The sequence below is a fragment of the Pantoea sp. Lu_F5_004 genome (assembly GCF_051136245.1).
Taxonomy (GTDB): Bacteria; Pseudomonadota; Gammaproteobacteria; order Enterobacterales; family Enterobacteriaceae; genus Pantoea; species Pantoea agglomerans.
On record NZ_CP194946.1, the window covers coordinates 2,163,549 to 2,178,808 of the forward strand.

A 15,260-nucleotide genomic window follows, 5' to 3' on the forward strand; every position below is an offset into this window, starting at 1 on the left:
CTCTCCTTAAATCGACTGGCGAACCACATTGCGTAATTCATCGATTTTGACAAACAGCGCATCAATTTCATTGCGATAGCGACGGCTTTTCGCAAATAAGCTTAATGCCCGGTTATATTCCAGCATTAATTGTTTTTGCGTTTCGCCATCACGCGGATTAATAGCCAGCTGCTGCTCCAGTTGCGTTATTTTCTCGCGACTTAATTCCGCCAGATGATCCTGCTGCTGCTCGCTGGGTTGTTCCACAGCCGGAGACTTTTTTAAGAATCCAAACATAGGCTCTCCTGCCCCGTAGCATGTCGGGGTGGCTCAGATTAATAGGTAATTATAAAAGGTTTGACGCAATAAGCCGGTGATGGCGAAACGGGCGATTACCGGAATAACTGCATCTTCTCTACCAGCACACTGGTTACCGCATCATTGGCCGGCACCAGGAAATTACGCACACTGTCATTGACCTTGCCTTTTTCAAAGGTCGATTTACACTGCGCCACCCATTGAACGTTCATTTCGGTGCCGACATTGACCTTCTCAATACCGCTGCTGACCGCCAGCCGCATATCTTCATCGCTGACGCCGGTGCCGCCGTGCAGCACCAGCGGCGTGTGGGTTGCCGCCGTAATATCAGCCAGTCGCTGATGCTGAATATGCGCTTTACCGGTGTAAAGTCCATGCACGGTGCCGATGGAGATCGCCAGCATATCGACGCCAGTCTCTTCGACAAAGCGGCGCGCATCTTCTACCGGCGTAAACGCAATCGCCTCCATTTCCACGCATTTACCATCTTCCGAGCCGCCAATCGCGCCCAGCTCCGCTTCTACCGAAACATTGTGCGGACGCGCCATATCAATCACCCGGCGGGTATTGGCAATATTCTCTTCTATTGACAGATGTGACCCGTCATACATCACGGAACTGAATCCGGCATCAATCGCTGTCTGAATCGCCGCTAAATCGGAACAGTGATCGAGATGCAGACAGGTCGGTACATTCATACTTTCTGACAGCGATTTAATCGCATCGACCAGTAATTTATGGCCGAGATATTTTGCCGTACCGGTGGAAATCTGAATCATTAACGGACTATTGGTTTTCTCTGCCGCTTTAAAATAGGCGGGCAGCATCTCCAGGCAGTGAAGATTAAAAGAACCCACCGCTTTAAAGTCGCGCTGTTTAGCCAGCTTCAACAAATCGGCGAAGTTATAAAGTTTCATGGATTTTTTCCTCTTGAGGTTTTGTGGATTTGCCATTAACAAACCAGGCAAGCGCGGTAACAAAGGCAATAAACAGGGCAACGAACAGCCAGTTATTCTGGAAGGCGTGGCCGAGCACCAGGCCGGTACTGATAACGTCAGAGTCACTGAAGGTCACACCGGTGAAGCCATAGCTCTCCAGCATCGGCACCAGGATGGCGGGCAGAATGGTGATAAAGAGGCCGTGGACGAAGCCGCCGATCATCGCGCCGCGCCGTCCGCCCATGGCATTACCAAATACCCCGGCGGTGCCACCGGCAAAGAAGTTGGTCAGCAGGCCAGGCAGGATCATCGCCAGACCAAACATCGGGAAGACGAGCATGCCGACAATTGAACCGAGCGTGGTGGCGAGAAAGCCAACAATCACCGCGTTCGGGGCATAGGGAAACATCACCGGGCAGTCCAGCGCCGGTTTGGCATCCGGCACGACACGCATGGCGATACCACGGAAGGCAGGCACCAGCTCGTTAAGCAGCAGGCGGACGCCGCTGTAGAGCACGAAGACTCCGGCCACAAACTGAATCGACTGCATAAAGGCGTACATCAGGTAGTTCATGCCGTTGCTGTACTGGGCGATGAACGCCGGACCAGCCGCCACGGCGGGGATCAGGTACATTGGCACCATCACCAGCGCCATCGAAAGATAGGTATCCTGCAGGAACTTGAAGTTATCGGGCAGCTTCAGATCTTCGGTGGATCGCGATCCTTTGCCGACCACTTTGGCGACCGCCGCCGTGACCAGATAACCAATGGTGCAGAAGTGACCCAGGGCAACGTCGTCCGAATCGGTAATGCGTCGTACCACCGGCTGCGCCAGCGCAGGCATCACCACGGCCATGACCCCGCCAAAGATACCGCCGGTCAGGATCAGCGGCAGACCGGTCAGCCCCGCTTTGTAGCCAATCACCGCGCCAATCGTCGCCATCCACAGCAGGGCCTGCCCGGTCAGGAAGATGTACTTAAAGGGCGTCAGTCGCGCGATGATGATATTGACGATAAAGATCACCAGCAGCGTCAGAGCGACTTCAGATCCCAGCTCACGGTTAGCCAGCCCGGCAATGGCGGCGACGTCGGTGATATAGCCGCGCATGCCAAAGCCGTGGGTAAAAATGGTATTGAGGAACGTCAGGGTTCCCACAATAATATTGATACCCGCCATCATAATTAAAAAGCCGAGCAGGGTTTTAAAGGTGCCTTCCACCACCTTGCCTGCCGATTTCTTTTGCAGCAGCAGACCAATCAGGGCAATAAAGGCGATCAGAATCGACGCCTGCCCCAGCAGATCTTTTACCAGGAAGTCGATCACACTATTCATGGGCGGCGACCTTTACGTTGCGTTCTTTTAAAAAGGCCAGGATCTTCTGCTCTATTTCCGCTTTATCGGTGAGCCGGTTAAGAATAATGACCCGCTTAATCTGTTCCGGACTGGCGTCGGCATTTAACACATCGGCAAAGGCTTTTTGCGTCAGAATCATGTCCGACTTAAAGGCATTTGCTTCTGAAATGGTGGTGTGATCGATATCGGCCTCAATCTCCAGTTTTTTTAAAACTGCTTTTGCGCTCATCTCAATCGCAAAACTGGATCCTAAGCCACAACCACAGACACATAATATTTTCAGCATGGTTTTCTCCTCACAATATATTGAGTTGTTTAGCGAGTTTGTAATGGTGCCCGTCAATATCGACCAGGCGTTTTTGCATGCTTATTAAATCAATCGGAATCGGTTTATTGCTGCCGTTGATAATGACCGCTTTATTCCGCATACCTGACTGAATACAACGCACTACTTCACTGGCCATAATGGTGCCCTGATAAATCTCTTCGCAGGTGGGATCACCATTCCGCAGCCCGTAACCGAGGATAGTTTTACGGACGCGCACGCCAATAAGTGGCTCAAGCTGTTTGATTAAGGTGTCGATAGCCCCCTGAAAACCGGGCGAATATTCGCGGGTGTAGCCTTCTGAACAGAGAATGATCACGCTGTTCTGCTCTGCCAGTCGCTGGGTGATGCGCTGCGCCAGTTGTGGCAGCGGGATCTGGCACTCCGGAATTAGCGCAATGTCCGCATTGGATTTAATCGCCGACTGCAGGGTTAATTCGCCGCAGTAGCCGCCGAGTAACTCCAGCATAAATACCCGGCCTGGTAAGGCGCGTCCGGTATTGCGCAGTTTCGCGACCTCTTTTAATACCTGCTCGCAGGCGGTGGAAAAACCCAGGGTGTAATCACTGCCGAAGACATCATTATCGATAGTCATGCCGACGCCGAAACAATTCACGCCAGACTCCGACAAGGTATGGAGAAATTGCAGCGACCCGTCACCGCCCGCCATGATTAATACGTCAATCCGGGCGCTTTTCAGCTGGCGGGCAATACATTCATATTCGCTGCGCACCAGTTTCTTTTGCGTGCGTCCCGATTGCATAACCGGAATCGGGGCGATGGAAAAGTCGAGCAGGTCACGCTGGCTGATGTCACGATGGTTATTTGCCAGCAGGCCGGGAATGCCGCCGTCAAATATCACCATCTCCGCCTGCGCCAGTCTCCCTAACTGAAAGACAAAATTATTAATGCCGGTCACATCACCGCCACTGATCACCATTCCAATTCGCATTTCCCTCACCTCGCGGACTTAATCTGCTGAGGGCCATTCTTCCGGTAAGTGGGGTTGCTATTTGCAGAGGAGATCACAGTTACGAGCGGTATTTTTTAGGCGGGGTTATTGACAGAGGTGTCTGAACGGCGGTTTATGAGATCAAAATCACACTATTTGCGGGAAGGCAGATTAGAGCGAAACGATATAAATCAAGGGGTTAGTTCAGAAGGCATATGAATTTGATTTCGCCACACAGCGGCAGAGAGTGGCTTATTCCGTGCTGTTGCAAATTTGTGACTTTCGCCTCATTTTTCCCGGTTCCGGGCCAGATAAAGCGTTCAGAAGATAATTGATGAGGAGCTATCCGGATTATTTTATGGCAGATAAACAGGCGGGCAGAATAGATTTCAGAGGGGAAGAAGGCGCAGAAAAAACGAATAAGGGACGTAGCAGCATGCCGCTACGCCCCAAAAAGCTTACTTCGCGTAGGCTTCAGTTGACAGGGTCAGGGTGACCTCGTCGCTTACCGCTGGGACATATTTGTCCAGCTTGAAGTCAGAACGCTTGATGGTGCCGGTGGCATCAAAACCAATCGCCTGCTTTTTCACCATCGGATGCTCGCCCTGCTTGTTCAGCGTCGCGTGCAGCGTAACCGGTTTGGTGATCCCTTTCAGGGTCAGGTTGCCTTCAACATCAAATTTGTTGTCGCCCTTCGCCACCACTTTGGTGCTGTGGAAGGTCGCAGTCGGATATTTAGCGGTGTCGAAGTACTCAGCGCCTTTGAATTCTTTGGTCAGCGCAGCCACGTGGCTGTCGATTTTGCTGACTGGCAGGGTCACGTCAACGCGTGATGCCTCTGGATGATCTTTATCAAACACCAGGTTACCGGTTGCATCAGGGATATCAGCGGTAGGGTTTGAGAAGCCGAAGTGGTTCCAGGCAACAATCACCGACGTATGCTCAGGATTCAGCTGGTAGTGCATCGCCTCAGCCTGAGACAACGGGGCGTAAAGGGTGGCAGCGGCTAACAGGGGCAGTGCAATACGTTTGAAGTTTTTCACGGTCAATTCCTTATGCGGACAAAGTGAATTGAGTGTGGTCCAGTTCGCCCGGAATAGACAGTGAAGAGATTTGTCGGTAATTTTCAAATAAATTCAGCAACTTTATACCGGGCGCTACAGATTCTCGCCGCCGGTGAACAGCACCCGCCAGCGGCGGCGATCCTGAATCAGCGTGCGGTGAAGCTGTTGCAGATCCGCAAGTGTCAGCGCCTCAATCTGCGCCGCATCCGGTTCTGCCAGGCCATTGTCTGCGCGTAAGCACGCCAGTGGCTGATCGACTTCCCGGCTCAGAAGACGCGCTTTCAGTGCCGCCAGATCGTAACCCGCCAGCGTCTCGTTCAGTGACCGCAGGAAGTTGCGGCAGTAGCGCAGCAGTGACAGCGCGCTGTAATCGGGCGACTGCAGCGCAAACAGCACCCCATCTTCATCGGCACAGCGCATATAGCGGCTGCTGACCACATAACCGATAGGCTGCTCAACGCGATAGCGCTGGAAAAAGCGCGGCTCATAGATCAGCGCCAGCGCGCGAAGCGCCGCCAGCTGTTCAGGACGATGCAGCGGGATAAACAGCAGCAGAGCATTGTCCGCGCTGCCGTGTGGCAGGCGCGTCATACCGGTTTGCGTCGTCATGCGCTTTGGCGGCGTGTCAGGGTTAACCGGCAGCGACAGTGCGCTAAGCCGCCGGGCAATTAATGAATGCAGTGCCGCGTTGCCGCCTTTCAGCGCCGCCCGCCAGCAATGTGGCGTAATGGTGGCGGCCAGCTGCCAGGGTAACTGCCGCAGCAGTGCACGGATCGCGATGCTTTCCCCCGAAGAAGGCTGCGCCGCCTCAACCGGCAGCGTCAGTGCGGCGACGATCTGGCTCATCGCCCGGTCAGCCACCGCCTCATCCGGCGTCAGTTGTAGCGTCAGTTGCCACACGCCCTCCACTTCCTGCCAGCTGCCGTTGCCGCCCTGATGACGCAACGCGGCAAACAGCGGACGTAACCGCCGCCCCAGCCCTTCGCCTGCCGCTTCGGTGAACGTTGACCAGAACTCTGGTCGCAGGATCAGCGTCGCCTGCAGGCCGTCAGGCTGAAAATGCGGCAATGCCACCGCCTGCACGGGCAGCGGCTCAGACGTTAAGGCGGTGTCGAACGGATAGAATGTGAAATTGGCCGCAGGTAGCGCCTCAGACGGGGCTGATTGCCAGGCGGTCAGCGCCAGGCTGAATCCCTGCGTCTGAAGGGTTTCCTCAGCCGGGTGCGACGTGCAGAACAGCAACGTGCCCGGCGCGTCGGTGAGACGCGCCAGCAGCGGCTGTAACGCAGGCACGGCTTCATCCGGTGCAAAGCCGATTGCGCGCTGGCGTAACTGCTCCATCGGTGACAGCGTCACGAATCGCTGCTGCGCCAGCTGGTGATAGTGTTGATGTTGTGGCGCATTTGTCTGGCGCAGTGCATCCAGATAACTGTCGATTAAAACATTAACGGTTTCAGGTTGATGCGTTTCAACGCCCAGTGCCAGCCAGAGCGCGCCTCCCGCCTGATAGATCCACTTCAGCTCCAGCGACTCCGCCAGCCCCTGCTCACGCAGGGTAGCCAGCAGCGATCCGGGTGCTTCATCCAGCAGAAATTCACGCCATAACGTGACACCGTCACTGTTATCCAGTATCCAGCTGCGCCATAGCGCCGCAGGTGCGGTCTCTGCCAGCTGCCAGCAGGTATCGCTGGTCAGCTGCGGCGGTGGCAGATCCTGTCGCCACTGCCCTGTGGGCAGCACGGCAGCAACGTTACGCGCCAGCTGTTCCAGCTCATCCAGTGAGTGCGGCCCCTGCAGCCAGAGCCGCATATTGCTGGCGAAGTAGTAGCGCTGGTGGAACTGGCGCAGCGCCCGCTGCAGTGCAGAGAGCTCATCGCCAAAACTCGCCCGGCTGCCAATATGGAACCGGTGGAATTCCGCAGGTGACGCGGCGGCGTGCAGCAGTGCCGCTTCAATGCGTGACGGCTGATGACGCTGCAATAGCTGATATTCCGCATCAATCACCGCCACTTCCTGGCCGATCGCCTGATTATCAAGCAGCGGATGGCAGACCATATCCTGCAGCCGCGCCAGCCCGTCAGCCAGCAGCGACGGCGTAACCTCAAAAAAGAACGCGCTGCGCCGGGCCAGCGTGGTGGCGTTAACCCTGCCACCCTGCGTCTGAATCCAGCTCATCAACCGGCCCTCATCAGGCCAGCCGGTGCTGCCGGTGAACAGCAGATGTTCCAGCAGATGCGCCAGTCCGGGCCAGCGATCTGGCTCGTCGTGACTCCCCGCGCCCACCTGAATCAGGGCGGCGGCCTGGCTGGCATCGGGCTGATGCACCAGTTCAACCGTCAGACCGTTTATCTCCAGGCAACGCGTTTTCATCAGAGGTTCCGTGTTTTATAGATCAGTTGTGAGTTGCTGCGGTTACGGAACTGCAGCTGACCAATTTTAATGTCGCTGCAATCCGCCTCACGCCGGGCGTCAAGGATTTTGCCGTGATGCGGTGATTTGCTGCAGACCGGATCGGTGTTGTCGGCATTGCCGGTCAGCATGTAGGCCTGACAGCGACAGCCGCCAAAATCTTTCTCTTTCTCATCACAGGATCGGCACGGCTCTGGCATCCAGTCAAAACCGCGATAACGGTTGAAGCCGAATGAGTTATACCAGATATCGTCCAGACTTTGCGTCAGCACTGAAGGAAATTCTACCGGGAGCTGACGCGCACTGTGACACGGCAGCGCGGTGCCCTCTGGCGTAACGCTAAGGAAGATGGCACCCCAGCCACCCATGCAGGGTTTAGGGCGCTCTTCGTAGTAGTCTGGCGTCACAAACAGCAGATTGGTCAGATTGCCGGTGGTGCTCATCCGCTCGCGGTAGGTTTTCACCACCGCCTCTGCGCGGGCGATTTGCTCGCGGGTGGGCAGCAGGCCTTCCCGGTTAAGCTGCGCCCAGCCGTAGAACTGACAGGTCGCCAGTTCCACGTCATCCGCTTCCAGCTCAATGCAGAGATCGATAATCCTGTCGATCTGGTCGATGTTATGGCGATGCAGAACAAAGTTCAGCACCATTGGATAGCCGTGGGCTTTCACCGCTTTCGCCATCTCCAGCTTCTGCTGAAACGCTTTTTTCGAACCGGCCAGCGCCGCATTCAGGGTTTCGTCACTTGCCTGGAAGCTGATCTGGATATGATCCAGACCCGCCTCGCTGAACGCATCCAGCTTCTTCTCCGTCAGGCCGATGCCCGAGGTGATCAGGTTGGTGTAGAAGCCGAGATCGCGCGCCGCTTTGATCAGCTCCGGCAGATCTTTACGGACCAGCGGCTCGCCGCCGGAGAATCCGAGCTGCACGCTGCCCATCGCCCGCGCCTGACGAAACACCTCAATCCACTGTTCGGTGGTCAGCTCCTTCTCCTGCTGGGCGAAATCCAGCGGGTTGGAGCAGTAGGGACACTGCAGCGGACAGCGATAGGTCAGCTCAGCCAGCAGCCAGAGCGGCGGATTCACGTCAGGTTTATGCGGGGTCACGGAACTGTATCCACTTCTGTTCATAGGCTGATTGCAGGAACTCTAAAACGTCTGCACCCACGCCGCCCGCTTCCGGAAAACGGCTATCCAGCGTTGCGATAATCGCGGCGATATCCTGCTTGCCATCCACCAGCTCAAGGATGGCGGCGGCGGTTTCGTTCAGCTTCGCCATGCCTTCGGGATAGAGCACCACATGAGTATCCTGGGCGGCTTCCCACTGCATGCGGTAGCCGCGACGAAACGCGGCAATCGAGTTTTCATTCATCTGTTATACCAGTCGGGTGGTGTGCCACGCCGCTTTATCAGTCACGGTGTGATAAGGCGGACGTTTCAGCTCGTACGCCATGGTCATGGCATCCAGCATGCTCCATAAAATATCGAGCTTAAACTGCAAAATTTCCAGCATGCGGTTCTGCGTCTCAGCGGTGGTGAAATATTCCAGCGCCAGCGCCAGGCCATGTTCCACATCGCGGTTCGCCTGACCCAGGCGACTGCGGAAGTAGAAATAGCCCTCTTCTTTGATCCACGGATAGTGCTGCGGCCAGCTGTCGAGCCGTGACTGGTGGATCTGCGGGGCGAATAGCTCGGTGAGTGAGCTGCAGGCCGCCTCCTGCCAGTTGGCGCGGCGGGCAAAGTTAATATACGCATCCACCGCAAACCGCACGCCTGGCAGCACATGCTGCTCTGAAAGTAGTTCTTCGCGCGTCAGCCCGACCGCCTCGCCCAGCCGCAGCCAGGCCTCAATGCCGCCCTCTTCGCCATTGCTGCCGTCGTGGTCGAGGATGCGCTGCACCCACTTACGGCGGGTAGCCGGATCGGGGCAGTTGGCCATGATCGCCGCATCTTTCAGCGGAATGGTGGTCTGGTAATAGAAGCGATTCGCCACCCAGCCCTGAATCTGCTCGCGCGTGGCCTGACCGTTATGCATCGCGATGTGATACGGGTGATGGATATGGTAGTAAGCGCCTTTGTCGCGCAGGGCCTGTTCAAAAGCCTGCGGCGACAGCGTGTCAGTGATCTGCATGTTTTAGCCCTGAAGGTGGATCGCCATTCCGTCCCAGCTCACCTCTATTCCCTGCTCCGTCAGAAACTGACGCTGCGGTGACTGCTCGTTAAGGATCGGATTGGTGTTGTTAATGTGGATCAGAATTTTGCGTTTTGCCGGCAGCGATGCCAGCAGCGCCATCAGCCCCTGCTCTTCCGCCAGCGCCAGATGGCCCATCGCCTTGCCGGTGTTGTGGCCCACGCCGGTGGTTAACAGCTCATCATCCTGCCAGACGGTGCCATCAATCAGCAGGCAATCCGCTTTTTGCAGCCACGGCAGGATCACCGCATCCGGCTCGCCCAGGCCTGGCGCGTAGAGCAGCGTCTGGCCATTCGCGCGGTTTTCAATAAACAGCGCCACGTTATGGCCCGGTAGCGGCCGGTCGCGATACGGCGAGTAAGGCGGTGCATTACTGATAATCGGAATCGCGGTGAACTGAAGATCATCACAGACATCGACGCTGAACGGCGTCAGTGGCGCAATGGGACGGTGCTGTAAGCCGCCATTCCAGTGGGTGAGCATTGGAAAGATCGGGAAGCCCGTGCTGAGGTCACCATGCACTTCCGGCGTACACCACACCTGATGCGGGCAGCCCTCACGCAGGCTCAGCAGCCCGGTGGTGTGATCAATCTGGCTGTCGGTGAGGATAATCGCGCCGATCGCCGTGCCGCGTAACACCCCTTTGCGGGTCAGTTCTGGCGTGTGCAGGATCTGCTGGCTGATGTCGGGTGAAGCGTTGCATAACACCCAATCTTCGCCGTTATCGCTGAGGATAATCGACGATTGCGTACGTGCCTGGGCCTGAATCGTGCCGTTACGCACGCCGTGGCAGTTGGCGCAGTTACAGTTCCACTGCGGAAACCCGCCGCCCGCGGCTGAACCGAGGATTTTGATAAACATAGAGGAAAACCAGAAGTTGAAAAAAAATGCCCGCTCAGAGGGCGGGCAGAACGATTAACGGTTGGAGATGTAGAGAGTCACTTCCAGACCGAGACGCATATCAACGAAAGTTGGTTTTTTCCACATGAGTTACTTCCTCTTGGTTAACAGTAAATAAGCTGCCTGAAATCAGTGTGACCGGCATTGAATGAGACCGCCGTCACAATTTCCAGGCAGATGTTGCGCCAATGGCGCGTCGGGATCAAGCCCGGAACATCAGGAAATTGTTATCACAGCCCGGTCGGATGTAAAACCCGCTGCCAGTTTCCCCATGCCAGTTTCTCTGTCAGTGTCTGATCATAGCCCGCTTCCTGAAAAGCGGCGAGCAATCGCGGCAATCCGCTGACATCGCCCAGTGCAGCCGGTGGGGTAATCCCGTCGAAATCAGAGCCAAAGGCTACATGGTCGCTGCCCATTATCTTCAACAAGTGATCACAATGCTTAACAATTTCTGTTAATGGCGTATCAGCGTCGCGTTTACCGTCGGCGCGCAGAAAAGCGTTGCCGAAATTAATGCCGACCAGACCGCCGCTGTCGCGGATCGCCACCAGCTGCTCATCCGTCAGATTACGCGGCTGCGGACAGAGAGCATGCGCGTTGGAGTGGCTGGCGACCAGCGGCGCGCTGGAGAGCCGGGCGGTGTCCCAAAAGGCTTTTGCGTTCATATGCGACACGTCAATCATCATCTTCAGGTCACTCGCCTGCTGAATCAGCCTCTCTCCGGCGCGGGTCAGGCCTGGCCCGGTGTCGGGCGAGCCGGGAAAGGTGCCGCTGACGCCTTCACCAAAGCGGCTGGCCAGGTTCCAGAATGGCCCGATGCTACGCACCCCCGCCTGCCAGAAGGCGTGCAGCTGCTCGCCCTCCTCATCCAGCGCATCAGCACCTTCGATGTGTGCCACCATCGCCAGTACGCCTGCGGCGCGGCAGGCGGCAATTTCGTCATGGCTGCGGCAGAGTTGCGCCCGCCCGCCTGACGCATCGGCCAGCTGCTGCAGGATCTCAAGCTGTTGCCACATGATCTGAAGCGGTTGAAACGGCTCGTCGGCGCGTGCCGGAACGGTGCGGGCAATGTACTCCTGCGGAGGCACAAAGATCGCAAACAACCCGCCGCCGAACCCGCCCTGCTTAATGCGCGGAAAATCGAGGTGGCCCCGTTCAATCCCCTGATAAAACGCCTGCGCGGGCGCATCGCGATGATGCAGCCAGAGGTTAAGCAACAGATCGTTGTGACCGTCAAAAATCAGCATAAGAGTCCACCCGAATAAACAGGTGACCATGCTAACCCTGCCCGGCGGATTCACCAAACCAGAGCGCACGCAGGGCCACGCAGGCCACGCAGGTCATACAGGTCATGCAGGTCATGCAGGTCATGCAGGTCATGCAGGTCATGCAGGTCATGCAGGTTATTGTCACTTTTGCGCGTCAGGTTGTCAGCCCTGCGCGCGCGGACCCGGAGGCGTGTCGGCAGACTGGTAAAAAAACCACAGGAGACTCTTATGCTGACCCGACCCACTGATAAATATCGTCCCTCCCCGCTGATCACCCTGCCCGATCGCCAGTGGCCCTCACGCCAGCTGACCCAGGCGCCGCGCTGGCTCTCCACCGATTTGCGTGACGGCAATCAGGCGCTGGCAGAACCGATGGATCGGGAACGCAAAATGGCCTTCTGGGATCTGCTGCTGCGCTGCGGGTTCCGGGAGATCGAGGTCGCCTTTCCCACTGCCTCGCAGACGGATTTCGATTTCGTCCGCGACCTGATTGAGCAACAGCGTATCCCGGAGGATGTGACGTTACAGGTGCTGACCCAGGCGCGGGAGGACCTGATTGCCCGCACGTTTGTGGCGCTGCAGGGTGTGCCACGCGCCATCGTGCATCTCTATAACGCCACCGCGCCGCTGTTTCGCGAGCGGGTATTTAAGCAGAGCAAAGCGGAAATCGTGGCGCTGGCCACCGCTGGTGCACGGCAGATCCGCGCCGAATGCGAGGCGCAGCCGGAAACTCAATGGACCTTTGAATATTCGCCCGAGACCTTCTGCTTTACCGAGCCGGAGTTTGTGCTGGAGATCTGCGAGGCGGTGGCCGATGTCTGGCAACCGGACGCGCAGCGCCCGATGATCATTAACCTTCCCGCCACGGTGGAGGTGAACACCCCCAACGTTTATGCCGATCAGATTGAGTTTTTCTGCCGTCACTTCAGCCGCCGTGATGCCGTCTGCATCAGCGTGCATCCGCACAACGATCGCGGCACCGGCGTCGCCTGCGCAGAACTGGCGCTGCTGGCGGGCGCTGACCGGGTCGAGGGCTGTCTGTTTGGCAACGGTGAGCGCACCGGCAATGTGGACCTGGTGACGCTGGCGCTGAATCTCTATACCCAGGGCGTTTCGCCCCAGCTCGATTTCAGCCAGATGCATGAGGTGATTGAAGTGGTAACCCGCTGCAACCAGCTGCCGGTTCATCCGCGCCATCCCTATGCGGGCGAGCTGGTCTTCACCGCCTTCTCCGGTTCTCATCAGGATGCGATTAAAAAAGGGTTCGCCATCCGCGGCGAACAGCAGGAAACAGAGTGGCAGATGCCCTACCTGCCATTGGACCCGGCCGACATTGGCTGCAGCTATGAGGCGGTGATCCGCGTTAACAGCCAGTCGGGAAAAAGCGGGGCCGCCTGGCTGCTGGAGCAGAATCACGGGTTACAAATGCCGCGAGCGCTACAGCAGGATTTCAGCCGCTGTGTACAGCAGGAGACTGACCGGCACGGCGGAGAGATGACGCACTACGCGCTGTGGCAGCTCTTCTGCCGCCAGTATGGCGTCACGCAGCCCGCGGTGGCATTACAGCGGGCTGACAGCCAGAGTGACAGCGGCGGGCAGACGCAGATTAGCGCCAGCGTGGTCTATCAGACGCAATCGCTGATGCTGACCGGCAGCGGCAATGGCTGGCTGTCGGCGGCGGTCAATGCCCTGCGCAGCGCGTTTGATCTGCATCTGACCATTGAGGACTATCACGAGCATACGCTGGGACGACGCAGTGACAGCCGCTCGGTGGCCTATATCAGCTGCGTGGATGCCCGTGGCGCGCGAGCCTGGGGAGTGAGTATCGACAATGACACCGCCCGCGCAGCCCTGCAGGCGCTGCTCAGCGCGGCAGGCCAGTTTCTGCAGGCGGAAAGTAGTCAGTCGGAGAGACGCCCAGCAGACGACGAAACATCGCACTAAACGCGCTGGGGCTTTCATAGCCCAGCTCCAGCGCCACCCGCAGCACGGAGTCGCCCTGCGCCAGTCGCGTCAGGGCGATAGCCAGGCGGGCGCGCCGCACCCAGTCGCTGAACTGCAGGCCGGTTTCGCGCATAAAATGGCGGGCCAGAGTGCGGCCCGAGACATTCAGGTAGGCGCTGGCGCGCAGCAGCGTCCAGCTTTCACCGGGCGTCTGCTGAATCAGCTCGCACAGGGCCTGTAAACGGGGGCTGTCGGGCGTCGGCAAGGCAAAGGGCAGCACGTCCATGCCGCGGATTTCATCCAGAATCAACTCCATCACCCGCTCGGCCCGACTGCCTGCGGCGTAACGCTCCGGCAGGCTCAGCGCCGTGACAATCAGCTCGCGCAGCAGCGGTGAGATTTGCACCACCTGACAACTGGCGGGCAGATCGGCTCGCGCCAGCGGATCGATAAACAGCGTGCGCGCCGCCACACTGCCGGTAATCTGCAGCGCATGACGTGTAAACGCAGGCAGCCAGACGCCGCGACTCGGCGGCACAATCCAGCTGCCATACTCCGTCTCCACCCGCACCACGCCGCTCAGGGTATGGATTAGCTGGGCACAGGCGTGCTGGTGCCAGGGTTCGCTGGCACCGTGCAGGTAATCGTGCGCCAGCGGCACCAGCGGACGCGTGCTGAAGTCAAAATGCTGCTGACTCATTGCGCCTTCAGGTAGCGGTAGATCACCGCCAGGTCCTCTTCACCGTGTCCGGCCTCCACCGCCTGCTGCCAGAGCTGTGCAATATTCTCCAGCGCCGGCAGCGGCGTCTCTGCGGCATCCAGCGCCAGGCGGGCATCTTTGAGCGCCCAGACCAGATGCATCTGCGGCGTGAAGTCGTCGCTGGCGATCATCCCGAGCTTCATTTTTGCATACGGTGCAGCCAGCGGACCGCCCTCCAGCACCTGCCAGAGATCGTCGGTGGAAAAGCCGAACTGCTCTGCCAGCCGGGTACTCTCCGCCAGGCTTTGCATCATGCCAATCAGCCAGCTGTTGATCACCAGCTTCATCCGGGTGCTTTTGCCCGCCTCACCCAGCCACTTTGTCCCTTTACTGATGGCAGCAAACACCGCTTCTGCTGCCTGCGCCCGGCTCTGATCGCCGCTGGCCAGCACCAGAATCTGCGCATTCTCTGCTGGCGCTTTGGTGCCGGAGACCGGCGCATCGATCAGTAACAAATCGGGGCGTTTTTCTGCGAAAAAGGCGATCAGCGCGTCGGTTTTTTCTACGCCGATGGTGCCCATCTGGCAGAGCGTCGCGCCCTGCTTAAACGCCTCTTTGACCTGATGCAACACCTGCTCAGTGGTGTCGCCATCAGACAGCATGGCGATCACGACATCTGCTTCACGCACCGCCTCAGCTGGCGAGCCAGCCAGCTGCAAACCCGCATCCAGCAGATCTTCGCCGCGCGCGCGGGTGCGGTTCCAGCCATGAACGCGAAAGCCTTTTTTCAGCAGGTTGGCGGCAAATGCGTGCCCCATTGCGCCTAATCCCAGAACCGCCACTTCAGGTTGTTTCATGCTGACTCCCGTGAGTTTTTTTGTCTGCATCCGGGTGAATCGGACGCCTTATCACTGCAAAAGAT

At 57.7% G+C, this 15,260-nt stretch carries 16 protein-coding genes; 1 reads left to right on the forward strand and 15 read right to left on the reverse strand.

The window, feature by feature from the left end; translation table 11 throughout:
• Window positions 1-6: 6 nt before the first annotated feature.
• The 13 genes from ACR8BN_RS09990 to ACR8BN_RS10050 all read right to left on the reverse strand — a co-directional run bounded on the left by ACR8BN_RS09990 (window position 7) and on the right by ACR8BN_RS10050 (window position 11,673).
• Entirely contained in the window at window positions 7-276 is a 270-nt protein-coding gene (locus ACR8BN_RS09990) for a hypothetical protein (RefSeq protein ID WP_010245053.1), read from the reverse strand.
• A gap of 95 nt (window positions 277-371) precedes the next feature.
• A complete protein-coding gene (locus ACR8BN_RS09995) occupies window positions 372-1,214 on the reverse strand; it encodes a class II fructose-bisphosphate aldolase (RefSeq protein ID WP_039392032.1) in 843 nt (280 codons plus the stop codon).
• Entirely contained in the window at window positions 1,201-2,568 is a 1,368-nt protein-coding gene (locus tag ACR8BN_RS10000) for a PTS sugar transporter subunit IIC (protein ID WP_050679525.1), read from the reverse strand. Before ACR8BN_RS10000 ends, ACR8BN_RS09995 begins: the two co-directional genes overlap by 14 nt.
• The gene (locus ACR8BN_RS10005; RefSeq protein WP_010245062.1) at window positions 2,561-2,875 is read right to left on the reverse strand and encodes a PTS sugar transporter subunit IIB; all 315 of its coding nucleotides are present in this window, start codon (window positions 2,873-2,875) and stop codon (window positions 2,561-2,563) included. The genes ACR8BN_RS10000 and ACR8BN_RS10005 overlap by 8 nt, the downstream gene beginning before the upstream one ends.
• A gap of 10 nt (window positions 2,876-2,885) precedes the next feature.
• On the reverse strand, window positions 2,886-3,866 hold the full coding sequence (locus ACR8BN_RS10010; protein WP_039392028.1) for a 6-phosphofructokinase: 981 nt from the start codon (window positions 3,864-3,866) through the stop codon (window positions 2,886-2,888).
• A gap of 458 nt (window positions 3,867-4,324) precedes the next feature.
• Window positions 4,325-4,909, reverse strand: a complete 585-nt coding sequence (locus ACR8BN_RS10015; protein ID WP_010245067.1) for a YceI family protein — start codon at window positions 4,907-4,909, stop codon at window positions 4,325-4,327.
• Between the two features lie 114 nt (window positions 4,910-5,023).
• Window positions 5,024-7,300, reverse strand: coding sequence for a pyrroloquinoline quinone biosynthesis protein PqqF (gene pqqF, locus ACR8BN_RS10020; protein WP_434746878.1), 2,277 nt, complete (start codon window positions 7,298-7,300; stop codon window positions 5,024-5,026).
• Window positions 7,300-8,466, reverse strand: a complete 1,167-nt coding sequence (pqqE, locus tag ACR8BN_RS10025) for a pyrroloquinoline quinone biosynthesis protein PqqE (protein WP_161793189.1) — start codon at window positions 8,464-8,466, stop codon at window positions 7,300-7,302. The genes pqqF and pqqE overlap by 1 nt, the downstream gene beginning before the upstream one ends.
• Complete coding sequence (gene pqqD / locus ACR8BN_RS10030) at window positions 8,429-8,707, reverse strand: pyrroloquinoline quinone biosynthesis peptide chaperone PqqD (RefSeq protein WP_010245072.1); 279 nt, start codon at window positions 8,705-8,707, stop codon at window positions 8,429-8,431. Before pqqD ends, pqqE begins: the two co-directional genes overlap by 38 nt.
• Window positions 8,708-8,710: 3 nt before the next feature.
• Complete coding sequence (pqqC, locus tag ACR8BN_RS10035) at window positions 8,711-9,466, reverse strand: pyrroloquinoline-quinone synthase PqqC (protein ID WP_010245074.1); 756 nt, start codon at window positions 9,464-9,466, stop codon at window positions 8,711-8,713.
• Window positions 9,467-9,469: 3 nt separating this feature from the next.
• Window positions 9,470-10,387: a pyrroloquinoline quinone biosynthesis protein PqqB gene (gene pqqB, locus ACR8BN_RS10040; protein ID WP_061901461.1), complete on the reverse strand. Its 918-nt coding sequence runs from the start codon at window positions 10,385-10,387 to the stop codon at window positions 9,470-9,472.
• 54 nt (window positions 10,388-10,441) lie between these two features.
• Window positions 10,442-10,513 carry a pyrroloquinoline quinone precursor peptide PqqA gene (gene pqqA, locus ACR8BN_RS10045; RefSeq protein ID WP_010245082.1) on the reverse strand — a complete coding sequence of 24 codons (72 nt, stop codon included), beginning with the start codon at window positions 10,511-10,513 and terminating at the stop codon, window positions 10,442-10,444.
• A 143-nt stretch (window positions 10,514-10,656) separates the two neighbouring features.
• Window positions 10,657-11,673 carry a dipeptidase gene (locus tag ACR8BN_RS10050; protein WP_434746879.1) on the reverse strand — a complete coding sequence of 339 codons (1,017 nt, stop codon included), beginning with the start codon at window positions 11,671-11,673 and terminating at the stop codon, window positions 10,657-10,659.
• A gap of 249 nt (window positions 11,674-11,922) precedes the next feature.
• On the opposite strand from ACR8BN_RS10050, the gene leuA reads away from it, so the two are divergent.
• Window positions 11,923-13,638 (forward strand): 2-isopropylmalate synthase, encoded by a 1,716-nt coding sequence (leuA, locus tag ACR8BN_RS10055; protein ID WP_434746880.1) that lies wholly within the window; start codon window positions 11,923-11,925, stop codon window positions 13,636-13,638.
• On the opposite strand, the gene ACR8BN_RS10060 is transcribed toward leuA, so the two are convergent.
• On the reverse strand, window positions 13,559-14,338 hold the full coding sequence (locus ACR8BN_RS10060; RefSeq protein WP_033771733.1) for an AraC family transcriptional regulator: 780 nt from the start codon (window positions 14,336-14,338) through the stop codon (window positions 13,559-13,561). The genes leuA and ACR8BN_RS10060 overlap by 80 nt on opposite strands.
• Window positions 14,335-15,195, reverse strand: coding sequence for an NAD(P)-dependent oxidoreductase (locus ACR8BN_RS10065; protein ID WP_434746881.1), 861 nt, complete (start codon window positions 15,193-15,195; stop codon window positions 14,335-14,337). Before ACR8BN_RS10065 ends, ACR8BN_RS10060 begins: the two co-directional genes overlap by 4 nt.
• Between the last annotated feature and the right edge of the window lie 65 nt (window positions 15,196-15,260).